Origin of the sequence: Acinetobacter septicus (assembly GCF_019355975.1) — a bacterium.
GTDB classification, from domain to species: domain Bacteria; phylum Pseudomonadota; class Gammaproteobacteria; order Pseudomonadales; family Moraxellaceae; genus Acinetobacter; species Acinetobacter ursingii.
Window position 1 is genome coordinate 441,673 of the sequence record NZ_CP079898.1, and the last position, 25,413, is coordinate 467,085.

Annotated in this window: 23 protein-coding genes; 13 read left to right on the forward strand and 10 right to left on the reverse strand. The window is 40.1% G+C overall.

The window, feature by feature from the left end:
- Nucleotides 1–24: 24 nt before the first annotated feature.
- The 3 genes from I6L31_RS02240 to I6L31_RS02250 all read left to right on the forward strand — a co-directional run bounded on the left by I6L31_RS02240 (nucleotide 25) and on the right by I6L31_RS02250 (nucleotide 3,711).
- A complete protein-coding gene (locus tag I6L31_RS02240; protein WP_005004229.1) occupies nucleotides 25–1,416 on the forward strand; it encodes a 3-oxoacyl-ACP reductase in 1,392 nt (463 codons plus the stop codon).
- Between the two features lie 114 nt (nucleotides 1,417–1,530).
- Nucleotides 1,531–2,385, forward strand: a complete 855-nt coding sequence (locus I6L31_RS02245; RefSeq protein ID WP_004997672.1) for a MaoC family dehydratase — start codon at nucleotides 1,531–1,533, stop codon at nucleotides 2,383–2,385.
- 63 nt (nucleotides 2,386–2,448) lie between these two features.
- A complete protein-coding gene (locus I6L31_RS02250; RefSeq protein WP_004997673.1) occupies nucleotides 2,449–3,711 on the forward strand; it encodes a serine hydrolase domain-containing protein in 1,263 nt (420 codons plus the stop codon).
- A 1-nt stretch (nucleotide 3,712) separates the two neighbouring features.
- Here the strand turns inward: I6L31_RS02250 and I6L31_RS02255 are convergent, their stop codons facing one another.
- A complete protein-coding gene (locus tag I6L31_RS02255) occupies nucleotides 3,713–4,228 on the reverse strand; it encodes a GNAT family N-acetyltransferase (protein WP_004997678.1) in 516 nt (171 codons plus the stop codon).
- Between the two features lie 68 nt (nucleotides 4,229–4,296).
- Nucleotides 4,297–4,890 (reverse strand): TetR family transcriptional regulator, encoded by a 594-nt coding sequence (locus tag I6L31_RS02260; RefSeq protein WP_004997694.1) that lies wholly within the window; start codon nucleotides 4,888–4,890, stop codon nucleotides 4,297–4,299.
- A gap of 121 nt (nucleotides 4,891–5,011) precedes the next feature.
- Between I6L31_RS02260 and I6L31_RS02265 the strand changes: the two genes are divergently transcribed.
- Together I6L31_RS02265 and dnaX are read left to right on the forward strand one after the other, a co-directional pair.
- A complete protein-coding gene (locus tag I6L31_RS02265; RefSeq protein ID WP_004997696.1) occupies nucleotides 5,012–6,514 on the forward strand; it encodes a SmvA family efflux MFS transporter in 1,503 nt (500 codons plus the stop codon).
- Nucleotides 6,515–6,617: 103 nt separating this feature from the next.
- Nucleotides 6,618–8,873, forward strand: coding sequence for a DNA polymerase III subunit gamma/tau (gene dnaX, locus I6L31_RS02270; protein ID WP_005004231.1), 2,256 nt, complete (start codon nucleotides 6,618–6,620; stop codon nucleotides 8,871–8,873).
- A gap of 23 nt (nucleotides 8,874–8,896) precedes the next feature.
- On the opposite strand, the gene I6L31_RS02275 is transcribed toward dnaX, so the two are convergent.
- Nucleotides 8,897–9,358: an acyl-CoA thioesterase gene (locus I6L31_RS02275; protein ID WP_005004234.1), complete on the reverse strand. Its 462-nt coding sequence runs from the start codon at nucleotides 9,356–9,358 to the stop codon at nucleotides 8,897–8,899.
- Nucleotides 9,355–10,515, reverse strand: a complete 1,161-nt coding sequence (locus I6L31_RS02280; RefSeq protein ID WP_005004237.1) for an iron-containing alcohol dehydrogenase — start codon at nucleotides 10,513–10,515, stop codon at nucleotides 9,355–9,357. The genes I6L31_RS02275 and I6L31_RS02280 overlap by 4 nt, the downstream gene beginning before the upstream one ends.
- Before the next feature lie 118 nt (nucleotides 10,516–10,633).
- On the opposite strand from I6L31_RS02280, the gene I6L31_RS02285 reads away from it, so the two are divergent.
- The 8 genes from I6L31_RS02285 to I6L31_RS02320 all read left to right on the forward strand — a co-directional run bounded on the left by I6L31_RS02285 (nucleotide 10,634) and on the right by I6L31_RS02320 (nucleotide 20,487).
- The gene (locus I6L31_RS02285; protein ID WP_005004240.1) at nucleotides 10,634–11,152 is read left to right on the forward strand and encodes a low molecular weight protein-tyrosine-phosphatase; all 519 of its coding nucleotides are present in this window, start codon (nucleotides 10,634–10,636) and stop codon (nucleotides 11,150–11,152) included.
- A gap of 31 nt (nucleotides 11,153–11,183) precedes the next feature.
- The gene (gene murB, locus I6L31_RS02290) at nucleotides 11,184–12,221 is read left to right on the forward strand and encodes a UDP-N-acetylmuramate dehydrogenase (protein ID WP_035272298.1); all 1,038 of its coding nucleotides are present in this window, start codon (nucleotides 11,184–11,186) and stop codon (nucleotides 12,219–12,221) included.
- A gap of 2 nt (nucleotides 12,222–12,223) precedes the next feature.
- Nucleotides 12,224–13,366, forward strand: a complete 1,143-nt coding sequence (locus I6L31_RS02295; RefSeq protein ID WP_005004243.1) for a YdcF family protein — start codon at nucleotides 12,224–12,226, stop codon at nucleotides 13,364–13,366.
- Nucleotides 13,367–14,392 (forward strand): alpha/beta hydrolase, encoded by a 1,026-nt coding sequence (locus tag I6L31_RS02300; RefSeq protein WP_004989097.1) that lies wholly within the window; start codon nucleotides 13,367–13,369, stop codon nucleotides 14,390–14,392. It begins immediately after the preceding gene.
- Nucleotides 14,393–14,417: 25 nt separating this feature from the next.
- Nucleotides 14,418–14,771, forward strand: a complete 354-nt coding sequence (locus tag I6L31_RS02305) for a hypothetical protein (RefSeq protein ID WP_004989094.1) — start codon at nucleotides 14,418–14,420, stop codon at nucleotides 14,769–14,771.
- 96 nt (nucleotides 14,772–14,867) lie between these two features.
- Complete coding sequence (gene mfd, locus I6L31_RS02310) at nucleotides 14,868–18,326, forward strand: transcription-repair coupling factor (protein ID WP_005004246.1); 3,459 nt, start codon at nucleotides 14,868–14,870, stop codon at nucleotides 18,324–18,326.
- 236 nt (nucleotides 18,327–18,562) lie between these two features.
- Nucleotides 18,563–18,997 (forward strand): HIT domain-containing protein, encoded by a 435-nt coding sequence (locus I6L31_RS02315; protein ID WP_004989091.1) that lies wholly within the window; start codon nucleotides 18,563–18,565, stop codon nucleotides 18,995–18,997.
- A 113-nt stretch (nucleotides 18,998–19,110) separates the two neighbouring features.
- Nucleotides 19,111–20,487: an adenylate/guanylate cyclase domain-containing protein gene (locus I6L31_RS02320; RefSeq protein WP_275889965.1), complete on the forward strand. Its 1,377-nt coding sequence runs from the start codon at nucleotides 19,111–19,113 to the stop codon at nucleotides 20,485–20,487.
- A 41-nt stretch (nucleotides 20,488–20,528) separates the two neighbouring features.
- Here I6L31_RS02320 and fdx read toward each other — a convergent pair whose 3' ends face one another.
- The 6 genes from fdx to I6L31_RS02350 form a co-directional block, all read right to left on the reverse strand.
- Nucleotides 20,529–20,867: an ISC system 2Fe-2S type ferredoxin gene (gene fdx, locus I6L31_RS02325; protein WP_004989078.1), complete on the reverse strand. Its 339-nt coding sequence runs from the start codon at nucleotides 20,865–20,867 to the stop codon at nucleotides 20,529–20,531.
- Nucleotides 20,868–20,882: 15 nt separating this feature from the next.
- Entirely contained in the window at nucleotides 20,883–22,742 is a 1,860-nt protein-coding gene (gene hscA / locus I6L31_RS02330) for a Fe-S protein assembly chaperone HscA (RefSeq protein ID WP_005004249.1), read from the reverse strand.
- A gap of 37 nt (nucleotides 22,743–22,779) precedes the next feature.
- Entirely contained in the window at nucleotides 22,780–23,295 is a 516-nt protein-coding gene (gene hscB / locus I6L31_RS02335; RefSeq protein WP_005004254.1) for a Fe-S protein assembly co-chaperone HscB, read from the reverse strand.
- Nucleotides 23,296–23,379: 84 nt separating this feature from the next.
- The gene (gene iscA, locus I6L31_RS02340) at nucleotides 23,380–23,700 is read right to left on the reverse strand and encodes an iron-sulfur cluster assembly protein IscA (protein ID WP_004989073.1); all 321 of its coding nucleotides are present in this window, start codon (nucleotides 23,698–23,700) and stop codon (nucleotides 23,380–23,382) included.
- Nucleotides 23,701–23,728: 28 nt separating this feature from the next.
- Nucleotides 23,729–24,115, reverse strand: a complete 387-nt coding sequence (iscU, locus tag I6L31_RS02345) for a Fe-S cluster assembly scaffold IscU (protein WP_004989072.1) — start codon at nucleotides 24,113–24,115, stop codon at nucleotides 23,729–23,731.
- Nucleotides 24,116–24,195: 80 nt separating this feature from the next.
- Nucleotides 24,196–25,413 carry an IscS subfamily cysteine desulfurase gene (locus I6L31_RS02350; RefSeq protein WP_005004257.1) on the reverse strand — a complete coding sequence of 406 codons (1,218 nt, stop codon included), beginning with the start codon at nucleotides 25,411–25,413 and terminating at the stop codon, nucleotides 24,196–24,198.

Here is a 25,413-nt window from a genome sequence, read left to right on the forward strand (position 1 = left end):
TTTTTTGCATGAGAGATAATAACCATGACTGATCAATACCAGGCATTTACCCAATCACCACTTGGTAAATTTGTAGTAAAAAATTTAGGTTTACCATCACCTGTGGTGCTAGATCGTTTTGAAAGTGCAGAACCTGTGATCAATGGTGCTGTATTGCTTGGTGCTGCGCCTTCAAGTTCTTTATCTGGCGCAATTGCACAGGTTTTGAGTAATATCCATGCGGACAGCTATGCAGGCAATAATGCAGAGTTACAACAAACTGCCGCAAAAGTTGGTTTAAATTTACGTGCTTTTAATTCAGGTGACAAAGAGTCTAAATTTAAAGCAGTGGTTTTTGATGCGTCTGGCATTCAAAACTCTGAACAGTTGAATGAACTGTATAAATTCTTTAATCCAGTGGCACGTCAAATTCAAAGCTCTGGTCGCGTGATTGTGATTGGCACCACACCAGAATCAGCAAAAACTGTAAAACAAGCAATTGCTCAACGTGCGCTTGAAGGTTTTGTAAAATCTGTTGGTAAAGAATTCAAAAAAGGTATTACTGCACAAGTCGTTTATGTGGATGAAGGCGCGGCGGATAATATCGAATCAACTTTACGTTTCTTGCTTTCTCCACGTTCAGCGTATGTTTCTGGTCAAGTGATCCGTGTATCTAAAGCAGATGTGGTAAAAGTAGACTGGAATCAGCCATTGGCAGGTAAAACTGTATTGGTCACTGGTGCAAGTCGTGGTATTGGTGAAGCAATTGCACATATATTGGCACGCGATGGCGCACACGTTATTTGTCTGGATGTACCACAGCAGCAAGCAGATCTTGATCGCGTAGCAGCGGAAATTGGTGGCTCGGCTTTAGGTCTGGATATTACTGCGGCTGATGCAGGTGAGAAAATTAAAGCGGCTGCTGCAAAGCAGGGCGGTTTGGATATTATTGTACATAACGCTGGTATTACACGTGATAAAACTTTGGCTAATATGAAGCCTGAGCTTTGGGATCTGGTAATTAACATTAACTTGTCAGCGGCTGAACGTATCAATGACTATCTATTGGCTAATGATGGCTTGAATGAAAATGGTCGAATTGTTTGCGTTTCTTCAATCAGTGGTATTGCAGGGAACTTGGGACAAACCAACTATGCTGCATCTAAAGCAGGCGTAATTGGTCTGGTGAAATTTACTGCGCCAACGTTGAAAAATGGTATTACTATCAATGCTGTTGCGCCAGGCTTTATTGAAACCCAGATGACCGCTGCGATTCCATTTGCGATTCGTGAAGCTGGTCGTCGTATGAACTCGATGAATCAAGGTGGTTTACCTGTTGATGTTGCGGAAACAATCGCATGGTACGCATCAACTGCATCAACTGGTCTAAACGGTAATGTTGTGCGTGTTTGTGGGCAAAGCTTACTCGGCGCATAATTTGCTAGTTTTTATGTGGTCGCTTTGAAAATAGAATAATATTCGCCCTCTCTTTATCAGTTTAAGGAGAGGGTATCCTCATTGTAAATCTATAAAAATTGAATAAGGTCAACCATGAATACACGCCATTTTAGCCAACTTCCTAAACCGTATCTGGCTTATCCAAAAGTCATTCAGGGTCTGGTATTTAAAAAGCCAACGGGTCCAAAAGTTTTGCCACAGGTTGAATATGTGGTGGATTCATTTCAAGTCGATCAAAAACATTTGCAAGCTTATAATGAAGTTTGTGGCTTTAAAAATGATGGTTTTATTCCTGCGATTTATTTAGCGGTGCTTTCGCAGAGTTTACAGATGCATATGATGACCACAGAAGCTTTTCCATTTGCAGTGTTAGGTTTGGTTCATATTCGTAATCAAGTCAAACAAACACGTAAAATTGGAGTAGATGAACGTTTAACATTATCTTGTAAATTTGGCGAGTTAAAGCCGCATGATAAAGGCGTTCAGTTTGATTTCATTACGACTGCAAAAGTGGGCAATGAAGTGGTGATGCAAGGTTTAACCACTTACTTGTCTCGTCAAAAGACAGAGAAAAAGACTACTGAAAAAGCAAAAGAAAGCAGAATACCAGAGTATCAACTTCAACAAGTATGGAATATTGCAGAAAATACAGGTCGTCGTTATGCCAAAGTTTCAGGCGACTTTAACCTCATCCATATTCATGCGGTGACGGCAAAAGCCTTTGGTTTTAAACAGGCGATTGCGCATGGAATGTGGAGTAAAGCTAAGGCTTTGGCCAATATCAACTTACCAGACGCTTATGAAGCAGATGTATGGTTTAAACTTCCAATGTATTTGCCATCAAAAGTTGAGTTTTTGACAGCAGAGCAGCCAAAGGAAACTGATTTTTTAATTCGCAATGAAAAGTCTAAAAAACCGCATGTTTCAGGGACGGTCAACGCTTTGTAAATTTTAAAAGCCCGATCAATTCGGGCTTTTTATATAAAACTAGAAAAAAATGAGGGAACAAGAATGAGCGCTTTAACAGAAATTTTATTTGCAGATAAGCAAAATTATCACGGTTTGATTGATCAGCGTTTTCACGATTTGGCAGAACAATTTAGCCGTTTGCAGGATGCGCGGACTGAACAAGGCGGAGCAGCTTTAGCCGTTTATTTTCGCGGGCAAAAAGTGGTTGATATTTATACAGGTAAAAAATCTCAGACTGAACAATGGAATGATGAGACGCTTTCTGTTTGTTACTCAACTGGAAAAGGTGTATTAGCAACTTTGGCACATATTTTAGTCAGTGAGGGCTTTATAGAATATGACATTCCAATTGCACATTATTGGCCAGCGTTTGGGCAGAACAATAAGGAGAAGATCACACTCAGACATATATTGAGTCATCAAAGCGGTTTGTACGACATTCGCAATTTGATTGAGGATGCACGTGAAATGCTGAATTGGTCACATATGTTACAGGTGTTTGAACAAGCGACGCCACGTTTTGCTGTTAATCAAAGCAATGCTTATCAAGCATTAACATTTGGCTGGTTAGTAGGAGGAGCACTTGAAAAAGCGACTGGACGCGGTTTATCCGATTTAATGCAAACTTATTTGGTCAAACCTTTGCAATTAGACGGTGCATTTTTTGGTGTGCCGAGTTCAGAGCTGGATCGTGTTGCTAGATTAATTCCACAAAAAAGATCAATCGAGCAAAACTCTCAAGACGCTAAAACAAAGAAAGTAAAAGCACATAAACCATCTCTTGCCGATAAATTAGTCACATGGACAGGACAAAATCCACAGGATTTTCAGGATGCGATGATCCCAAAAGGAATGAAAAATTTTAGTTTCTTTAGTGATGAGGGACTGCAAGCGATTATACCGGCTGCGAATGGTGCTTTTACAGCGAATAGCCTAAGTAAGATCTACGCAATGCTTGCCAATGGTGGTCGATGGGAAGGTCACACCCTCATTCAGCCAGAGGTTTTTCAGCAACTCAGTACGATTCAAAGTTATGCAAGAGATAGAGTCATGCCGATTCCGATGAACTGGCGACTCGGTTATCATCGCGTTTTAACGATGGGCAAACGTGCCAAGAATGGCTTTGGACATATTGGTTATAATGGTTCGGGAGCATGGTGCGATCCAGATCGAAATTTAAGCTTTGCTTATACTCATAATTTTAAAATTGGTTCGATCACGGGGGATTATCGTTTATGGGGATTGACTCAAGAAACCTTGCGTTGTGCAGATAAAATATTGAAAGGGCATAAAGGCTGGTTCTAATTTAAATTTTCAGCTTTGCAGGAATGTGATAAGTAACCTGAAGATATTTAGGTTGCTGTCTGACGTGGCTGATGATTCCACCTAAACCTTCTACCAGTTTTCGGCTAGCAAAATTTTGTTCTGCGACGGGATAAACAAAATAATCAGCTTCAAAGTTTAAAACCGCCCAATCATAAATCGACTTCAAAGCTTCTTTGGCATAGCCCTTGGCGTGTTGTTCTTCACGTATCCATAAACCAAATTCAGGCGTTTGAGTATGGATATGGTGAATGCCAATTAAGCCAATAAACTTTTGAGAGCTTTTATCTTTTAGCACGAAATATTGATCTGTGCCTTGAGTTTGAGCATGTATCCAGCTTTTACCAATCGACTCAAATTCCGCAAAAGATTTTGCTGGCTCCCAAGACATAAATTGAGTCAAACTTGACGTAATGCATGGATAAATATCAGGATAATCCTGTAACTTAAAAGTTTCTATATTGAGTCTAGGAGAACTAAGACTTGGAGTAGCAAACATAGTAAATTTATATATGTTTAAAGAACTTAATTATCATATATAAATAATAATCATTTGCAAATATAAAGTTAGATTGAATTCATTAATTCCATTTTAATCATGATTTCCACATGACGTTGAAACGATGGCTCATCTAAACCTTGTAGACCAAGTTGATAAATTCCTTCTAAACCACATACAAAAGCAATAAGTCGCCATGCCACATCTTGAGCGGTTGTCGTTTCAAGCCTTTTAAACTGCTTTTGTTGTATCCCATCTTGAATCAACTGCACCAATACATTGTGCCATCGTTGCATGGTGAGGTTATAGGCTTTTTTTATTTCGATATCTTGTTCTATCAAAATTTCAGCTTCATTCCAAAGTCGTAAATAAGGCTGAGTTTGCTCGATATTTTCGCAACCCAATAGTAAAGAAATACGTTGAAGCCATGAATCTGTAAGTACCTGAGCTTCAAGTTCATTCAATTGATCCATCAATTCAATAAAAACTTGCGCTTTTAAGTGTGAGGCAGACTCAAAATGATGATGAACTTGACCAGTAGAAACCTGTGCTTGCGTTGCGATCGCCCGAACGGTCAATGCATTTAAACCTTCTTTTAATGCCAAAGTTTTAGCAGCAGCTAAAATCATGTCACGACGTTGTTCACGATTTAAATAGTTCATTCGCTCGGCTTTCAATACTTATCATCATCGAATTCAAGTTTAATAAAAGTTGGACGTTTGTTCAAGTTTGAGTATAATGATTTTAATTTGAACAAGTGTCCAACTTTAAATTGGGTGTTTTATGTACCGCAAGTGGATGATTCTTGCAATCATCGTTTTAATTTATTTGCCAGTCTCGATTGATGCCACCATTTTGCATGTCGCAATTCCGACCTTAAGCGCAACTTTGGCACTCAGTAATAACCAAATGCTCTGGGTCATGGATATTTATTCCTTGATCATGGCAGGTTTTATTCTGCCCATGGGAGCGTTGGGGGATCGTATTGGTTTTAAACGCCTAATGATCATAGGGGCGACGATCTTTGGTCTGGCATCTTTAATGGCGGCATTGGCTCAATCGGCTGATATGCTAATTTTGGCTCGCGCTTTACTTGGGCTAGGCGCTGCCATGATTCTTCCTGCCACATTATCAGGTGTCCGCAACAGTTTTCTAGATGAAAAACAACGCAATTATGCGCTAGGGATTTGGGGAACAGTTGGTGGCGGTGGAGCCGCTTTTGGTCCGCTACTCGGTGGTTTTATTTTAGAGCATTTTGATTGGGGCGCTGTGTTTTTAATAAATGTGCCCATCATTATCCTCGTACTCATTTTAACGGTTTGGATCGTACCAAAACAAAAAGTTGAATCTAAGCAGCCTTTAAACCTGTTACAGGCACTTATTTTAGTCAGTGCAATTTTAATGATCATTTATGCTGCTAAAACAGCGATGCATGAATTGAATTATTTCATTATCTTATTGTTTACGGTTGGACTTGGTGCTTTGATCCTCTTTGTTAAACAGCAGTTAAAATCATCAAGTCCAATGATTGATTTTAGTTTGTTTAAGCATCCTGTGATTTCCACCAGCATGGTCATGGCGATTGTGGCGATGATCGCGCTCGTCGGATTCGAGCTTTTGTTGTCGCAAGAACTACAGTTTGTTTATGGTTATACGCCGTTGCAAGCAGGCTTATTTATTTTACCTTTTATGATTGCGATCAGCTTGGGTGGGCCGTTTACCAGTTTTTTAATGAATCGTTATGGACTTCGCCCAGTCGCCACTTTAGGGATGATGATGTGTGCCTTTAGTCTATGGGGTTTTGCGCTTACTAATTTTGATACACAACATTTGCAAACTTGGGGTCTTATGATTGTTATGGGCATCAGCGTTGAAATTGCATTGCTTTCATCAACTGCTGCGATTATGACTGCTGTGCCTCCACACAAAGCAACCGCAGCTGGGGCAATAGAGGGTATGGCATATGAACTCGGTGCGGGTTTAGGGATTACAATATTTGGTCTTTTACTTTCTTTTTTCTATACGCAATCTTTATTGATTCCGCATGGTTTACCTTCTGAGTTAGCTCAAACAGCAAGTCATTCAATTGCTGAAGCTATGCAAATTGCACAACAACTTGATGATAAAAGCTTAGTAATTGCATTGACTCAGGCAGCATCAGATGCCTTTAGTCATTCACATGCGAAAGTACTCGCGATTGCAGGAAGCCTGTTTTTAATTTTATCTGGTTTTGTGTGGTGGGCATTGCCTTCTAAGCAAGTAAGTGATGAGGAGAATAGCTATTAAAACAATTTGTTTATTTAATATTTGCTTGTTGATGTATTGTTGCTGAATTCATTCACTATCGGGCAAAAAAACAGTATCCTTATAAATACATTAAGGAGCATTCATGTATCAAGTACTGGCTAGAAAATACCGTCCTCGTAATTTTATTGAATTGGTCGGGCAAAACCATGTGTCGCGCGCACTCACCAGTGCGCTTGAGCGTGGGCGTTTGCATCATGCCTACTTGTTTACAGGTACGCGCGGCGTGGGTAAAACGACCATAGCGCGTATTTTGGCGAAATGTCTAAATTGTGAAACAGGCGTTACTTCTACCCCTTGTGAAGTTTGTGCAACTTGTCGCGCTGTCAATGAAGGTCGTTTTATTGACCTGATTGAGATTGATGCGGCATCACGTACCAAAGTTGAAGATACACGTGAGCTTTTGGACAATGTGCCTTATGCACCAACTCAGGGGCGTTTTAAGGTTTATTTGATTGATGAAGTGCATATGCTGTCTACACATTCATTTAATGCCTTGCTCAAAACTCTAGAAGAGCCGCCTGAACATGTGAAGTTTTTATTTGCAACCACAGATCCGCAAAAGCTACCGATTACGGTAATTTCACGTTGCCTACAATTCACCTTGCGTCCTTTAGCTGTAGATGAAATTACCGAACATCTGACGACTATTTTAGACAAAGAACAGATCAGTGCAGACAAAGATGCGATTTGGCAAATTGCTGAATCGGCACAAGGTTCTTTACGTGATGCCTTGTCTTTAACTGATCAGGCGATTGCCTACGGGCAAGGTGAAGTCCATCATCAAGATGTCAAGGAAATGTTGGGGCTGATTGATCGTACCATTATCTATGACCTGATTATTGCGATTCATCAAAATCAACAAGCCCGTGTCAGTCAGTTTTTATTACAATTCCGCCAGCAGGCACTCGATGTTTCTTTGGTGTTGGATCAGTTGATCTCCACCTTACATGAGCTGGCCTTGTTGCAATATTTACCTGAGTTAAGCCTCAAATACAGTGAGGAAATCAATCAAAAGATTTTAGCATTGTCAAAAATGGTGTCGGCTCAGGATTTACAGCTTTACTATCAGATTGCCTGTAAAGGTCGAGCAGAATTACAACTCGCCGTGACTCAAGAACAAGGTTTCGAGATGTGTGTGCTACGTTTGTTGGCATTTCGTCCTTTAGCAATCGATGAAGTTGTGCTTGAACAACCTTCAGAAATGTCATCTGGAACTGTACAGCCTGGCTTTGAAGCAAACATATCAACATTCGCACATGATTTTTCCGCAGATAACTTATCCGCACATGATTTGCCCAAAGATGATTTGACGGCTGTTTCGCATATTCAGCCAATATCCTCTAAACCTGATCAAGTTGAAGCCAGTTCAGTCCTAATTAATACTGAAAATTTTGAGGAAGAATCTCAAACCTTTGAAGAACCAGAGCAATTGATTGCCATGGATCATGAAGCGTTGGCGTCTTCTGCTGCACCTGCAACTGACACACAAGAAAGTGTGGTGGTCTTTGATGCAAATTCAGATGAGTTGATTGGTTTCGATACAGAAAAAACTGTACCAGCGATGTCAGTCGATGAGATGCAAGTTTTTCCTGTAGAAGAACTCTTAACTAAATCAGATATAGTCGATCCATCGCAGGATTCTTTTCTAGTTGAATCTATCGAACCTCTGGGCGAGGCAAAGCAAGATATGCTTTTGGCTCAAGATGGTATTGTTTCATCAGAGAATGTTGCATCAGATCGACAGGTATCTTCACTCTCAGAAAATATTGAAGACTCTAGTAAACCTCTAGAAAATCTACATGAAAATGCCCAAAATCCGAGCATTTCAGCTACTGACGCCGCAGTGAATGTTGAATCCACTGCCCAGACCATACAGTTTGAAGAACATCAACCTGTTGCGTCGCGTCATGAAGATTTAATGCCACAAGAAATTCTTAAACTTTCTGCGGAAGTTCTTGATGGCGAATGGACGCTGGAAAAGTGGGAGTACTGGTTTAGAAACAGCCAGCTTTCACCTGCTGTTCAGGAGTTGGCACAGCATGGTCTGATGTCAGGTCAAATAGACGGACTATGTACATTTACCATTCCGCAGCAATACGAAGGTATGCTTTCACAGCTTCAACATGCTTTGGAAACCGAGATTCGATCTTTATGGCCAAATACCCAGTTTTCAGTGCAATATGCTGAAGTTTCAGGTATCACGCCATTTGTAAAACAAGCGGAACGTAAACAAAAAGCTTTTCAACGAGCCGAACATTTGTTGAAAAAAGATCCTGTGGTCAAAAGTTTATTGGAAACATTTCAAGGTGAGTTACAAAATATCCAGTTAAAACCATGATGAAGTAGTTTTTTAAAACGTATTTAATCTGATTCGGTGTTTAATACATAAGGTTTAAGTGCCATTCTGATTGTGTCTGGAATGGGTGTTGTTTTGCGCGTTTCACGATCCACAAAAACATGGACAAAATGACCTTGAGCAGACGGTTCAACATGATGTTGTTTGAAAATGGCTAATTCATATCTTAAAGATGAATTTCCAATTTTCGCAATGGCTACGCCAACTTCAATCATATCTGGAAAAGACAGTTCCTGAAAAAAACTGCATGCAGAATCAACCACGAGACCAATGATGGGAGATTGGCGAATATCAAAACCCGCGTGTTGAATCAGTAATGAGTTCGCAGCAGTGTCAAAGTAACTATAATAAGTGACATTGTTGACATGACCATAAATATCATTATCTGCCCAGCGTGTCTGGATATTTAAAAAGAAATGAAATTGATCACGTGTTTTTATTACAAGTTTTATCGATTCTTTGGTCATGCGTAAATCGCCTCATAGATTTCAAGCGCAGCCTGCTCAGTCATTTCGCGTGGATTATTTTGTAAAAGGCGAGTTTGTAGCATTGCATCTTTGGCAAGCGTCTCAAGACTTTGTCGCGGTACATTCAAATCTTGTAGCTTTAAAACCAGACCGCTTTGATCTAAGTGATTTTGCATATGATCAATAAAAAGATCACATAAACCATCGGAACTTCCATTACTACGTGGATCCAGCCATTGCATCAGTTCAGCGTAGAGATGCTTGGCATGTGGTGCATTAAATTTGAGAATTTCGACTAAAACCAACGCATTGGTATGTCCGTGCGAAAGATGAAAATGCCCACCCAAAGGATAGGCTAAGGCATGAACTGCACCCACTGGTGCATTGGCAAAAGCTTGTCCCGCGAGCATTGATCCTAATAACATATTTTGTCGTGCCTCCAGATCTGTACCATCTTTGAGGACTTTAGGCAGATTATCATTGAGTAAGCGCAAGGCATTTTTTGCCAACATATCCGCGTAGAAATTTTTCTTGATTTTGGAGGTATAGGCTTCTATGGCATGCACCATCGCATCTATGCCTGTCGCAGCAGTAATATGTGCAGGTAAGCCTTGAGTGAAATTTGCATCCAATATGGCAATATCAGCATATAAATGAGGGGAGACAATACCTGTTTTAGTCGTTTCACCTGTAGTGACGATAGAAATTGGGGTAACTTCGGAGCCAGTTCCAGCAGTGGTAGGCACTAGAATTAAGGGCAGTTTGGGGCCTTTGGCGTTATTCACGCCATACATCTCCGCGATAGTCTGTCTTTGTTCAGGATGTGCCAATAGGGCAATGATTTTAGCAACATCCATCGAACTACCACCACCAAAACTCAAGATCGCATCGACTTTTTCTTTCTTAGCGAACTCAGCGGCATCGAGCACGATATGTTCGGGCGGGTCAGCCTGAATATTTGAATAAATTGAATAAGTAATATTTAGGCGTTCTAAAATCTCGATAATAGGTAAATGCAGCTGGTGTTGTACCATTCCTGCATCGGTAATGATAAGAAGTTTTCGATAGTGATTCTCGAGAATAATCTGTTTGAGTTCCTGTATTGAGCCAAGACCTGAAATAATGCGAGCTGCTGTCTGAAATTGAAATTGGCTCATGAGGTATTTCCTTATTTTTCATCATAAATCGAACATTTCTGTTCATTTCTTCTATAGGATTCTGCTTTTAAATAAATTAACATAAGACACCTGAAAATAAAGCACTTTCGAGGTTTATATGTCATCACACCCACCTTATAAGGTGCTTTGTGTCTGTTTGGGAAATATTTGTCGTTCACCCACGGCAGAGATTGTTTTAAGACACTTTTGTGATACATATCAACTGAATGTCGTGGTGGATTCGGCAGGTACGAGCAATTATCATCCCAACAAAGCACCTGATTCCCGAAGTCAGCAGCATGCATTAAAACGGGGTTATGATTTGTCAGCTTTACGCGCCCGTCAGCTTACGATTCAGGATTTTCTGGAATTTGATCTTATCCTTGCCATGGATCATGAGAACTTTGATGATATTCAACTGTTTAAACAAAAAGCATTAAAACAATATAAGCCACATCAATTGCTGGCAACAGTTGCTTTAATGAGTGAACATGATCCAGTTTACTTCGGTCAGGCATTGCCTGATCCTTATTATGGCGGAGCTGATGGTTTTGAGCGAGTGCTCGATCAATGTGAATCCAGTGCGCAGGCTTGGGTGCAAATCTTTAAACAGCAATCTTTAAACAGCAAGTCATGACTAGCAATCAATAAAAATGAGTTTACCTGTGATCCAAATTCAACACGATGTACAGCTTCAACCTTTTAATACTTTAAATTTGCACTCAATTGCTTCGCATTACGTAAAAATTGATTCAATCCAAAGTTTAATCGCGGCGTTAAACTATGCCGAACAGCAGCAGTTGAATGTTCTCATTCTGTCTGGTGGGAGCAATTTGTTATTGCCAGAGCATATTCAAGCATTGGTATTGCATATCAATATTCAGGGTATCGAGCTGGTTGAAGATCACCCTAACCATGTAAAAGTCAAAGTTGGTGGAGGGCAGATTTGGCATGATTTTGTCTTGATGACCACAGAAAGCGGTTGGTATGGACTACAAAATCTGGCACTCATTCCAGGTCTGGTTGGGGCTTCACCTGTACAAAATATTGGCGCTTATGGGGTCGAGGTCGGTGAGTTTATTGAATCTGTACAAGTCTATGACCGATTTGAGAAAACGACACAAGATATTTTCGCTGAAGATTGCCAATTTGCTTATCGGGATAGTATTTTTAAACGTGACCCAAACCGTTACATTATCACTCATGTCACTTTTCGTTTATTGAAGCAACCTCAACTTAAATTGAGTTATGGTGATTTAAAAGCCGCAGTGGGAAGTGATATCAGCCCTGAAAATTTACAGAAACAGGTGATTCAGATTCGTCAGAGTAAATTGCCCAATCCAAAGCAATATCCGAATGTTGGCAGTTTCTTTAAAAATCCTGTGATTGATCAAGCAGATTTTGATCAGTTACTTACAAAATTTCCGCAAATTCCACATTATCCTCAAGCCCAAGGTTGCGTTAAAATTGCGGCAGGCTGGCTGATTGATCAAGCAGGCTGGAAAGGTAAAAAGTTGGGTTCTGTTGGGATGTTTGAAAAGCAGGCATTGGTTTTAGTGAATTATGCCAATGCATCTTTAAGTGATGTTAGGCACACTTATCAGTCTGTTCAATATGATGTAAAACAGCGTTTTAATATCCAGCTTGAACCAGAGCCAGTGTTATTTGATTCAAATGGATTAATTCGATCCCATTCGGAAGTGTAGTTATGGTTAAAACGCATTGGGCGATTCGATTAGTACGTTTAGTTGCCATACTATTCGTACTCTTTGCTTGTCTAATGGTTTTTATTTATACGCCTTTTTACTCAAAATTGATTGTAAAAGCTTTGAATTATTTTGTGCCTGTCGAGGTCAATCAAGTCGCAGCAAAAAGTCAGCAACAGGCTGCATTAAGTGAACATGACAATCTCGAACCAGGATCAAACCTATGGATTGCACGTCAGGCTTATTTAAGCCTGATTGAAGAAGCGCTAAACTCAAAAGATCCAGAGTCTTTAAGCTTGCTACAAACTCGATATAAACTTTTACAAGAGCGTATATTAGAACAGCAAAAACAAGAAGAAACAGAAGATGAAGATCAGGAAAAGCCAGCCGTACCATTGCTTAAAGCTTCTGTTTCAGAACCAGAAGCTGCTGCAAGTGAGGTACACGTCGATGAGCCTTCAAATCCATTGATTGAACTTAATAGCTCTGAAAATAAAGCATTAATGCAGCAGTATGTTGAATTTCTTAAAATACATCCCGTATCAGTTGAACATGAAAAAACGATTGATCAACAAACTTCACAGGATGTTGCTTACGTTCAGCAAAACCAGAATGATGAAAAGCCCGCAAATCATAATAAGCCTTATGCCATTGTGGTTTTAGGCGGTGGTTTGACGCTGGATGAAAACAAAAAAGATATCGTTGTGAATCCTTATACACGGTTAAGACTAGAAAAAACGCTGGAATTACATCAACAAAATCATTTACCTATTGTACTGAGCGGTGTGGAAGCACCCTATATGCAAAAATGGCTGAAACAACGCGGTGTGGATGCAAAACTCCTTGAAAATAGAAGTATGAATACCTGTGAAAACACACGCTTTAGTTCTTTATTACTACAAAAAAAAGGGGGAGCGCCAACAGTCATGTTGGTCACAGATATTTATCATATGCCTAGAACACGACGTTTATTTGCTTTAAATGGAATTGAAACTATTCCTGTTGAGGCGCCGATGCCGACACAATTGACAAAATGGCAACCAAGTCAACAAAATTATGATCATAGTCGTCGAGCCAATTATGAGCTATTGGCGACTATACGCGATGTACTTTTTGGCTCTAGCGGATGTCGGGAGGTACCTTAAATGCCAGAAATTCCTTTTTTAAATCCAACTGTGCTTCAGCAACTAGATTTGCCTGTCCCGAGTCGTGATTTAACTCCGCATGTACTTGAACCTTTAAATCTAAATCATGCCTTTGAGCCATCAAAAGATCTTTTAGCTTATCGTAAACTCTATGGTCTTGATTCGCTTGATTGTGAACAATGGCAAGGCTATATCCAAATGCCATTGTTCAAACTGCATGTACAGGTATTCAAGCCACATCGTAAACCATTAGGTACAGTTTGTTTATTGCATGGTTATCTGGAACATAGCGGGATCTATCAACCGATTATCCGAGAAATTCTGGAACAGGGTTTTAGTGTATTGACTTATGATTTGCCAGGTCATGGCCTAAGCGATGGTTCACCTGCCAATATTCAAAATTTTGATCATTATCAGCAAGTCTTAAAAGCAGTTCACCAATACGTTAAACATGCCAATCAACTTCCTAAACCGTGGCTTGGAATTGGTCAGAGCACGGGTGGCGCGATCTGGATGCATCATTTACTTGAATATGCAGAAAAACGCCAAGATCCGATTGTCGATCGGGTGTTATTATTATCACCATTGATTCGACCTGCAAAAACCGCGTGGTGGCACAATTCAGTGGGCTTGGGCATTATTAAACGGATTAAACGCCAAGTTCCGCGTCATTTTAGACGCAATAATCACAATCCAGAATTTTTGCGTTTTATTCGGCTTAAAGATCCACTTCAACCGCGTATGATGGGTATGGATTGGATTTTAGCCATGTCTAAATGGATGCTGGAAATGGAGCAACGTCCGCCATGTCGTATTCCTGTCTGGTTGGCACAAGGCGCATTGGATCAAACGGTCGACTGGCGATATAACATCGAGTTTATTCGACGTAAATTCCGCTTACAAACCTTGCTAATGCTTGAAGAAGGTTCACATCAGTTAATCAATGAACGCGCTGATATTCGTGCTGCTTTAACGGGGCTGATTCCTGCATTTTTACATGCACGACCCAAGCATTATTACTATTGATGAACTGTATTCGTGATGACTAGCAATGTTAAACAAGCTCTCAAATCTATTTAAATCTGGCAAGCCATCGGCTGAACAGCAATATATGCAACAGCATCAAATTCAGTTCGATTCACAGCAAGGTTATATAGTGGATGGAATTGTCATAAATGATTTATCGGAACGACTGGAATATTTTTCAAATCGAAAATTATCCAGTTTTAATGATTTGGAACAGCTTTATTTAAGATCGATGCTGATTAATGAAAAAATTGATCTGGAAATGGCAACAGGACGTTATGTCCAGCGTTTGGGAAATAATCACGAGAATTTACAACAATTCAAAAGCCTGATCGAAAAGCTCAATCAATATTACCGTGAGTTTAAACGAGACAAATAATTCCTTCAAAGCTTGCGCAAACAACAACATAAATCAAGTTTGGTCTTGGCTCATCATGTTAATATAGATGCTATGTCTTTTATCCAAACACATTCAATGTTCCAACAAGAAATCTCTCAGCTCAAATTACAGCAATTAAAAGCAGGCGAAAAACGCTGGATCGGATCAATATTAGGTTCATCTGGCGCATTACTATTTAAAGAAATGGCCGATCAATGTGCATCTCTATTGGTCATTGTAGCAAGAAATAATCAGCACTTGGCTCAACTGGAAAGTGAGCTTGAATTTTATGGGGTTAAACCCACAATTTTTCCTGACTGGGAAATTCTGCCTTATGATCGTCTTTCGCCTCATCAGGACATTGTTTCAGAACGCCTTGCGATTCTATCCAATATGCCGCAAAAAGGGGTCTTGCTGATCTCTGCTGCGACACTGGCTCAACGAGTTGCACCTGTTTCATGGATATTGGGAGAACATTTTGATATTCGTGTGGCACAAAAGTTTGATCTGGAAAAAGAAAAATTAAGACTGATTCAGGCAGGTTACCATCTGGTCGATACGGTTTATGATCATGGTGAGTTTGCCGTTCGTGGCAGCATCATGGATATTTTCGCTTCAGGACAAGAACAACCGATTCGTGTTGACTTATTCGATGATGAAATTGATACACTCAAATTTTTTGATCCAGAAACCCAGCGAACGACTGAGAGTCTGGATCAATTTACAGTATTACCTGCAAAAGAATTTCCATTAAAAGAAGGACGTTCAGTCTTTCGTGACCGTTACGCTGAAAGTTTTCCAACGGCAAATCCTAAGAAAAATCCGATCTATCAAGATGTATTAGATGGAATTTCATCGCCAGGTGTTGAGTTTTATTTCCCCTTATTTTTTGAAAAGGAAATTATGCAAACGCAGAGTGCGTTTACATCTTACTTACCAAAGAATTGCATTGTCATTACAAATACCGATTTGGATGAATGCTTATCCCAATTTTGGAAAGATGTTCTACAGCGTTATGAAAGTCGTAGACATAATATTGATCAGCCACTTTTAGCTCCAGAAGAATTATTTCTCATGCCAAATCTGGTGCTTGAACGTCTTAATCAATTCCCCCGAATTTTAGCCAGTGCAGAAGCAACAGAACTACGTGTAGGCGCAATCAATCTTGATACCTTAGCTCCACCGAAACTACCTGTCGATGCCAAAAAAGAGCATCCTTTTGAAAGTGTCAAACAATATATTGATGAGTCTAATCATCCCGTGCTTTTAGTCGCTGAAAGTGCAGGTCGTCGTGAAAGTTTAAAAGATTCATTGCGATCGAGTCTGGGTGAAATTCCAAATGTCGAAGGTTTTAGCGATTTTCTTAAACAGCAATATGCGATTGCGATTACCAACGCGCCCTTAGATCGAGGCTTGGTGATTCGAGATCAGCTTTCAGTGATTTCAGAAAATCAGCTTTATGAGCATCGTGTTGTACAGCGCCGTCGTAAACGTCAACAAGAAGTTTCTGAAGAATTTCTGATCCGTAGCCTTACCGAACTCAGCATTGGCGCACCTGTAGTGCATATCGATCATGGGGTTGGACGATATGCAGGACTGATCACGCTGGCAATCGATGGTCAGGATCATGAGTTTTTGCAGCTTGATTATGCTGAGGGAGCTAAAGTTTATGTTCCCGTGACCAATTTGCATTTGATTAGTCGCTACAGTGGCGGTGATCCTGACCTTGCGCCATTACATAAACTGGGAACAGATACATGGAGCAAAGCAAAACGAAAAGCTTTAGAGCAAATTCACGATGTAGCTGCGGAATTATTACATATACAGGCGCGTCGTCAATCTAAACCGGGGTTTGCTTTTGAACTGGATCAAAGTTTGTATATGCAATTTGCCAGTGGTTTTGCCTATGAGGAAACGCTCGATCAGGCGAATGCCATTGAAGCGACTATACACGATATGCATTTAGCAAAACCAATGGATCGTTTGGTCTGTGGTGATGTCGGTTTTGGTAAAACTGAAGTGGCGATGCGAGCGGCTTTTGTGGCAGTGCAAAATAATAAACAGGTGGCGGTTTTAGTTCCAACAACACTTTTGGCGCAGCAACATTATGAATCTTTTAAAGATCGTTTTGCAGACTGGCCTGTACGCATCGAAGTTTTATCGCGTTTTGGTTCCAACAAAACGCATCAAAAAAATATTGAAGATTTGATTGATGGCAAAGTCGATATTGTGATTGGAACACATAAATTACTTCAGGAAAATGTCCAGTTTAAAAATCTGGGCTTAATGATTGTCGATGAAGAACACCGTTTTGGTGTAAGAGATAAAGAGCGAATTAAAGCCTTACGTGCTGATGTCGATATGCTGACATTAACAGCAACGCCGATTCCGCGTACCTTAAATATGGCATTTTCAGGAATGCGTGATTTATCGATTATTGCGACACCGCCAGCACGACGTTTGGCAGTAAAAACCTTTATGCAAGAACATACCGATGAGTCTGTCAAAGAAGCCATTTTGCGTGAATTACTACGGGGTGGTCAGGTCTATTTCTTACATAATGAAGTCGATACGATTGAGCGCACTGCCGAAAATATTCGACATCTAGTACCAGAAGCCCGTGTTGCAGTTGCGCATGGGCAGATGCGTGAACGTGAGCTCGAACAAGTGATGCAGCAGTTTTATCATAAAAAATTCAATGTATTGGTGTGTTCAACCATTATTGAAACAGGAATTGATGTTCCTAATGCCAATACCATTATCATTGAACGAGCTGATAAGCTTGGATTGGCGCAATTGCATCAATTACGTGGTCGAGTCGGACGCTCGCATCATCAGGCTTATGCCTATTTGTTGGTACCATCAATTAAACATTTAAAAGGTGATGCCGAAAAACGTCTGGATGCGATTCAACGCGCTTCAACGCTAGGTGCAGGTTTTATGCTCGCCACCGAAGACTTGGAAATCCGTGGTGCGGGTGAATTGCTGGGTGAACAGCAAAGTGGTTCTATGCAGGCAATTGGTTATAGCTTGTATATGGAAATGCTAGAAAAAGCCACCAAAGCCATTCAAAAGGGTAAAACACCCAATTTCGATGCGCCATTATCGTTAACCGCAGAAATTAATTTACACATGCCAGCTTTAATTCCAGATGATTATCTTGGGGATGTACATCAGCGATTGTTATTTTACAAACGAATCAGTAATACCGATACCCAGGAAAAACTTGATAATATCCGCATGGAATTGATTGATCGTTTTGGGACATTGCCACAAGCCGTTAAACAGCTATTTAGTGTGCATCAGATTCGTCTTAAAGCCGAACATTTAGGTATAACCAAGATTGATATCAATGCAAACGGAGGCTATGTTGAATTTTCACCAGATACGCCTGTACAAGCGATCAGCATTATTCAACTGATGCAGAAGAATCCAACTTATTATCGGATGGAAGGTGGGCAGCGTTTAAAAATTACAGTGCAATTACAGGAATATGATAAACGTGTCCAATTTATTCAGGATTTACTTGCAAAACTTGTTAATGAGTTGCATTAAGACATGCAACTTTTGTTAAGTTAATGTGATGAAATGCCATCGATTTTCATCACATTTTTTAGTTTAACTTGAGGTTGGCTAAATCGATCAGCAAGCCGCTGTAAAATTGGACTTTTATCGCTGAATTATTGAATAAAATCATTGTTATTTGTAAGTAAACAAGGTACTAATAATACTCACATCACAAGTGTTGTGATAGTATTAGCCATCATAATTCATGCGTCATTTATAAAGATATGTTTAGTTTGCATCCACAACTTGCTCAAGATACTTTTTTTGTAGGCGATTTCCCGCTTTCAACATGTCGTTTAATGAATGATATGCAATTTCCATGGTTGATTCTTATACCGCGTGTACCTGGGATTACAGAGCTTTATGAGTTAAGCCAAGCTGATCAGGAACAGTTCCTGCGTGAATCAAGCTGGTTATCTAGCCAATTAGCCCGTGTTTTCCGTGCAGATAAGATGAATGTTGCCGCACTAGGTAATATGGTGCCACAGTTGCATTTTCATCATGTGGTTCGTTATCAGAACGATGTCGCTTGGCCTAAACCAGTATGGGGAACACCTGCGGTACCGTATAGTAATGATGTGCTTGCACATATGCGCCAGACTTTGATGTTAGCTTTACGCGGACAGGGTGATATGCCATTTGATTGGCGTATGGACTAAGTCTTTGTTAAACCGCATGAAAATGTGGTTTAAGTTAAAGGTCGGAGGGTAGAGTGCCATTAGATAGGCTGGTTGATAGGGAACCGCGGCAGTTTGCATATTTTCATCGTTTGATGGGATATTTTATACTGTCACTGATTGTGGTAATTTATTCATTTACCTCACCAGATGCTAACTATCAACTCTTTATCCCTATTTTTCTGGTTTTGATTTTACTGATCAGTCCCAAATTAGATCGTTGGTTACAATATAAATTTAATCAGAATGTCGCCCGAAATGTTTTTTTTGTCATTGATGTCATCGCCGTTGCGGTTTCATTGGCTGGCGTACATTTAAGTCTGGTTTTAACTTTTACCTCTTTATTTGCCTTATTGTACACTGCAATTAATAGTAAAATTTCATTTATGGCGGCATCTTTGTCTGGCATGATTGGGATTACAATTTTTTATGCAAGTACTATTTTTATTTTTGGTTTTCAGGACTATTTCGAGCCAACGAGTCAGGAGCTGACCGTTATTAGTCTAATTTGCCTGATTACTTTTATTAATATTGGCAATTATTATCAGCATATTCGTATCGAAAAACTGACCCAGCTTCGTCAACATTATTATAATCAAATGACCCGTTACATGGCATTTTCCAACCAGCTGAGTCGTTATGCGCCTTTACAGCTTTGGCAATCGATTATGCGTGGTGAAGCGGAAGCTAAAATTGAATATAAACGTAAAAAACTCACGATTTTCTTTTCTGATATTCAGGGATTTACCGAACTTTCAGAGAGTTTGATTCCAGATGATTTGGCATTTCTACTGAATGACTATTTAAGTCACATGACTGAAATTGCCAAACAGTATGAAGCGACTGTCGATAAGTTTATGGGCGACGCGATTCTTATCTTTTTTGGTGATCCGACTTCTCAAGGGGTCGAGAAAGATGCGAAATCCTGTGTAGAAATGGCAATCGCCATGCGCCAGCAAATGAAATTATTGCGTGAGCGCTGGATCAAAATGGGCTATCCCGCATTGCACATTCGTATGGGAATCAGTACGGGATATTGTCACGTTGGAAACTATGGCGCGACCCATCGCATGGCCTATACCATTGTAGGACGTGATGCCAACCTTGCAGCACGGTTACAATATGCGGCAGAAATCGATGAAATTTTAATTTCTGATGATACTTATCAATTAGTTAAAAATGAATTCCTATGTGCACCTAAAGCGCCTATTTATCTAAAAGGTATTCAGGGTGCAGTCAAAACATGGCAAGTCATGGAAAAATACACGGGTAAAAAATCTGATAATCAACAATGGTTTGATTATGAATACAAAGGATTTCACTTGGTACTTAATCTTGAGGAAGTACAAAATTTTGAATATCCAGAATTGGTAGAAGTGCTCGAAAAAATGATCCAGCGTATTCAGGTTCAGCAGAATCTCACTAATGCGCAGGGTGTTGCCAAGTTAAAACTCGAAGATGAAGTCAAATAAAAGCCACTCTTTTGAGTGGCTTTTATTTTCTGAGTTATGAATTAATGATTTTCTGAAGCATGGTTGATGGTATATTTTGGAATCTCAACTTCCAAATCTTCATCAACAATTTTAACCTGACAAGACAAACGTGAATCTGGTTCTAATCCCCAAGCACGATCAAGCAAGTCGGCTTCGACATCATTCATTTCATCTAAACTGTCAAAACCTTTACGCACAATCACATGGCAAGTCGTACAGGCGCATGACATATCACAGGCATGTTCAATTTTGATGCCATTATTGAGTAAGCTTTGGCAAAGGTTGGCATTTTCTTCAACTTCAAACTCAGCACCTTCTGGGCAAATTTGCGCATGGGGAAGAACTTTAATACGTGGCATATATTCACCTGTTTCTTAATTTGAGTCTGACCAGTCGTTCAGTTTGGTGCCTTTGAGTGCATGATCGATATGTCGATTCATGCGTAATGCTGCAAATTCATCGCTATAGACTTTAAGCGCTTGTACAGCCTCTTCAATAGCTTGAATATCATTGGCATTAAGTTGTACATATAAATGATCTTTAGCGACATTTAATGCAGTCAACTGCTGTTCAGACAATAGCGTAGCATCGACTTTCAAGGCTTGCTCAAGTGCTTCAAGTTCACGTTGAGCTTCAACTTTGGCTTCTTGTAAATGACGCAATAATTTGTCTTCTTCAGCATGTTGAAAGCCTTCGATCAATAGACGTTCAGTGTCTGTATCGGATAAGCCATAAGAAGGTTTGATATCAATCTCAGCTTTTACGCCAGAAGTTGTTTCTTGCGCAGAAACAGTTAATAACCCATCAGCATCGACTTGGAACGTCACTTCGATACGTGCTTGACCTGCGGTCATCGGTGGAATGCCATGCAATACAAAACGACCTAATGAACGGCAATGTTCAACCAGATCACGCTCACCTTGTACTACATGAATCAACATGGCGGTTTGACCATCTTGATAAGTCGTAAATTCCTGTCGACGAGCAACAGGGATGGCAGTATTGCGTGAAATGAGTCGTTCAACCAAACCACCCATGGTTTCTAAGCCAAGAGAAAGCGGAGTGACATCAAGCAGTAACGAACCATCTTGTGAATTACCAATCAATTGATTGGCTGTAATAGCAGCACCGATAGCGACCACTTCATCTGGATTGATGGTACAAAGTGGTTCCTGATCAAATACATCACGCACTGCTTTTTGTACAGCATAGGAGCGCGTAGAACCACCGACTAATACTACATTTTGAATATCGTTTAGGCTGAGTTTGGCATCACGTAAAACACGTTTACAAACACTGATTGTCTTCTCTAGTGCGATTTGAATGATCGTTTCAAACGTAGTGCGATCGAGTGCTAAGGCATGATCGAGTGCTTTAAATTGAACCTGAGGTTGATCAGATAGAGCTTCTTTTGCTTTGCGAGCAGCAACAATAAACGCAGCATATTCTGCATCATCCAATACATCGATATTAAGCTGTTTTTTAGCCCATTTCACAATTAAGCGATCCAGATCATCACCACCCAAAGCAGTATGACCACCTGTCGCAAGCACTTCAAATACGCCTTGTGAAAAACGTAAGATCGAAACGTCAAAAGTACCACCACCCAAATCATAAATCACATAGTTATGATCGGTTTGTAGGTTTGTATCCTGATCGAGGCCATAAGCAACCGCAGCCGCAGTCGGTTCATTTAAAAGTCTTAGAACATTGAGACCTGCAAGTTGAGCTGCATCACGTGTCGCTTGGCGCTGCGCTTCATCAAAATAAGCAGGTACAGTAATCACTGCACCATTCACAGGGTTTTTAAGGCTGGCCTCTGCACGATCTTTAAGCTGCTTAAGAATTTCTGCTGAAACTTCAACAGGTGTTTTACGACCTGTACGAGTTTCAAAAGCAGGCATTTCATTATCTGCACCGATTAATGTGTAAGGATGCTGAAATTTAATATCTGCCTTGGAACGACCCATAAAACGTTTAACTGAAATAATCGTATTTTTTGGGTCTGTGGTGATAAAGGACTTGGCATCATCACCATATTCTGTGGTTTTCTCAGCATAATGCACAATTGAAGGCAACAAGACGCGATCTTTGTCATCTGGTAGAACTTTTGCTTTGCCAGAGAGTACGGTGGCAACTAAAGAATGTGTTGTTCCAAGGTCAATCCCAATCGCAATACGATGTTGATGCGGGGCACTTGATTGACCTGGTTCAGCAATTTGCAAGAGTGCCATGAGTTAAATCCCTTGAAAGTAAATCGGTACAACTAAATTAAAATTCATCATCTAAATCGAAGCTATCATCATCGAGCATTTGATCTTCAGCTTTATCGATATCATTGAGAACACGCTGAAAGAAACGTAATTTACGGACTGTATCACGTGCTTCGCCCCAATCTTCATCTGCATAATCGATTTTAAACTCACGAATCAGACCATCCACCCATTGGTTGACTTCAATTTTTAGGGTTTCAAGTTGTTCAGGATCACTGGCTTCTTCGAGTTGCTCACGAATTTCCAATGCTGATTGTAAAAACTCAAAATCACTAATCGATTGATCCAGATGATAATCCTGCTTTTTTAGTGCTAATAAGTAAGCAGCGCGGCTGTCTACTTGTGAAAGTACTTTATAAGCTTGGTTGATTTCACTGGATTTGATGAGTGCCTGATCTTTATCTTCCGCTTTATCGGGATGATATTGTTGCTGCAAGTTCAGGAAATTTGTTTTTAACGTGGCTAAATCGATATCGAGTGCTACGGGTAAGTTAAACAACTCAAAATGATTCATGGGAGATGAATTCCGTAGTAAATAAATATATTAAAAACAGTGTAAAAACACTGCTTTTAATATGAAGTGAAAAGGGTAAGGGCTTTAAACTGTGAAGGATTCTCCACAACCACATTCGCCTTTTTTATTGGGGTTATTAAACTCAAAGCCTTCATTTAGACCATTTTTAACATAGTCCATTTCCATCCCGTCAAGATAAACAAGACTTTTGGGATCAACGAAAACTTTTACGCCATGCTGTTCAAACATCTGGTCATGCGTATCCATGTCATCGACAAATTCAAGCACATAAGCCAGACCTGAACAGCCTGAAGTTTTCACACCAACGCGAATGCCTTCACCTTTACCACGATTCAACAAATAATTGCGAATGTGAGTTGCCGCATTTTCAGTTAAATGAATCATGAAAACTCCGTCAAATTAAGGCAAGCAATTAAGCTTTGGTCTTTTTGTTGCGGTAATCGTCAATCGCAGCTTTGATTGCATCTTCTGCTAAAACCGAACAGTGAACTTTAACAGGCGGTAGAGCAAGCTCAGTTGCAATATCAATGTTCTTGATTGCTTGCGCTTGATCTAGTGTTTTGCCCTTAAGCCATTCAGTTACCAAAGAGCTCGATGCAATGGCTGAACCACAACCATAAGTCTTGAAACGTGCTTCTTCAATCACACCGTCATCATTAACTTGGATTTGTAGACGCATCACATCACCACATGCTGGCGCACCTACCATTCCTGTACCTACATTTTCAGCGTTTTTATCTAAAACACCAACATTACGCGGGTTTTCGTAATGATCAATAACCTTTTCACTATAAGCCATGTTGCTTCTCCAAACCTCGGGGTCAGCCTAATATTAAATATGAGGGCAAAAATATGTTTTTCAATCGACAGATCAATGGATTAGTGTTCAGCCCATTCAACTGTTGAAAGGTCGATACCTTCTTTATACATATCCCAAAGCGGAGAAAGTTCACGTAATTTCTCGACAGCAGCTTTGGTAATTTCAAGCACGTGATCAATATCAGCTTCAGTCGTGTATTTACCAAAACTAAAACGAATTGAGCTGTGTGCTAGTTCATCAGATAGGCCTAAAGCACGTAAGACATAAGATGGCTCTAGAGTTGCAGATGTACATGCTGATCCAGAAGATACAGCCGCATCTTTAAGTGCCATCATCAATGATTCACCTTCAACAAAGTTAAAGCTGACATTAAGATAATTTGCAACGTTCTGAGTTGGATGACCATTCAAGAACACTTGTTCAAGATCCTGTAAGCCATTCCAGAGTTTGTCACGTAACTGACGAATACGAGTTTGTTCTGCTTGCATGGTTTTACCAGCAATTTCAAATGCTTCACCCATACCTACAATTTGATGAGTCGCTAAAGTACCCGAACGCATACCACGTTCATGACCGCCACCGTGTATTTGTGCTTTTAAACGAACACGTGGGCTACGACGCACATAAAGCGCACCAATACCTTTAGGACCGTAAGCTTTGTGACCAGAAAAACTCATCAAGTCAATTTTCATGGTAGAAAGATCAATTTCAACCTTACCAGCAGCTTGGGCCGCATCTACATGCAAGAAAGTTTTATTAGCACGTGTAAGCTCACCAATTGCGGCAACATCTGTCACAGTACCAATTTCATTATTCACCATCATCAGTGACACTAAAATTGTATCTGGACGTAGTGCTTCTTTTACCATTTCAGGGGTAATGAGACCTGTACGTGGTTCTGGCTCAAGATAAGTAATCTCGAAACCTTGTTCTTCTAACTCACGGCAAGGATCTAAAATCGCTTTATGTTCAATTTTACTGGTAATGATATGTTTACCCTTTGAACCATAAAACTGAGCAATCCCTTTTAATGCCAAGTTATCAGATTCAGTCGCGCCTGATGTCCATACGATTTCACGAGGATCAGCTTTGATTAAATTTGCGACTTGTTCACGTGCATATTCAACTTTTTCTTCTGCTTGCCATCCATACGCATGAGAACGTGATGCAGGATTACCAAACGTACCATCAAAAGTCAGGCATTCCATCATGCGTTCTGCAACTTCTGGAAGTACAGGCGTTGTTGCAGCATAATCAAGATAAATCGGACGTTTCAT

Coding starts and splice junctions, on each gene's coding strand:
- I6L31_RS02240 (WP_005004229.1), top strand. CDS start 25: ATGACTGATCAATACCAGGCATTTACCCAATCACCACTTGGTAAATTT.
- I6L31_RS02245 (WP_004997672.1), top strand. CDS start 1,531: ATGAATACACGCCATTTTAGCCAACTTCCTAAACCGTATCTGGCTTAT.
- I6L31_RS02250 (WP_004997673.1), top strand. CDS start 2,449: ATGAGCGCTTTAACAGAAATTTTATTTGCAGATAAGCAAAATTATCAC.
- I6L31_RS02255 (WP_004997678.1), bottom strand. CDS start 4,228: ATGTTTGCTACTCCAAGTCTTAGTTCTCCTAGACTCAATATAGAAACT.
- I6L31_RS02260 (WP_004997694.1), bottom strand. CDS start 4,890: ATGAACTATTTAAATCGTGAACAACGTCGTGACATGATTTTAGCTGCT.
- I6L31_RS02265 (WP_004997696.1), top strand. CDS start 5,012: ATGTACCGCAAGTGGATGATTCTTGCAATCATCGTTTTAATTTATTTG.
- dnaX (WP_005004231.1), top strand. CDS start 6,618: ATGTATCAAGTACTGGCTAGAAAATACCGTCCTCGTAATTTTATTGAA.
- I6L31_RS02275 (WP_005004234.1), bottom strand. CDS start 9,358: ATGACCAAAGAATCGATAAAACTTGTAATAAAAACACGTGATCAATTT.
- I6L31_RS02280 (WP_005004237.1), bottom strand. CDS start 10,515: ATGAGCCAATTTCAATTTCAGACAGCAGCTCGCATTATTTCAGGTCTT.
- I6L31_RS02285 (WP_005004240.1), top strand. CDS start 10,634: ATGTCATCACACCCACCTTATAAGGTGCTTTGTGTCTGTTTGGGAAAT.
- I6L31_RS02295 (WP_005004243.1), top strand. CDS start 12,224: ATGGTTAAAACGCATTGGGCGATTCGATTAGTACGTTTAGTTGCCATA.
- I6L31_RS02300 (WP_004989097.1), top strand. CDS start 13,367: ATGCCAGAAATTCCTTTTTTAAATCCAACTGTGCTTCAGCAACTAGAT.
- I6L31_RS02305 (WP_004989094.1), top strand. CDS start 14,418: ATGTTAAACAAGCTCTCAAATCTATTTAAATCTGGCAAGCCATCGGCT.
- mfd (WP_005004246.1), top strand. CDS start 14,868: ATGTTCCAACAAGAAATCTCTCAGCTCAAATTACAGCAATTAAAAGCA.
- I6L31_RS02315 (WP_004989091.1), top strand. CDS start 18,563: ATGTTTAGTTTGCATCCACAACTTGCTCAAGATACTTTTTTTGTAGGC.
- I6L31_RS02320 (WP_275889965.1), top strand. CDS start 19,111: ATGGGATATTTTATACTGTCACTGATTGTGGTAATTTATTCATTTACC.
- fdx (WP_004989078.1), bottom strand. CDS start 20,867: ATGCCACGTATTAAAGTTCTTCCCCATGCGCAAATTTGCCCAGAAGGT.
- hscA (WP_005004249.1), bottom strand. CDS start 22,742: ATGGCACTCTTGCAAATTGCTGAACCAGGTCAATCAAGTGCCCCGCAT.
- hscB (WP_005004254.1), bottom strand. CDS start 23,295: ATGAATCATTTTGAGTTGTTTAACTTACCCGTAGCACTCGATATCGAT.
- iscA (WP_004989073.1), bottom strand. CDS start 23,700: ATGATTCATTTAACTGAAAATGCGGCAACTCACATTCGCAATTATTTG.
- iscU (WP_004989072.1), bottom strand. CDS start 24,115: ATGGCTTATAGTGAAAAGGTTATTGATCATTACGAAAACCCGCGTAAT.
- I6L31_RS02350 (WP_005004257.1), bottom strand. CDS start 25,413: ATGAAACGTCCGATTTATCTTGATTATGCTGCAACAACGCCTGTACTT.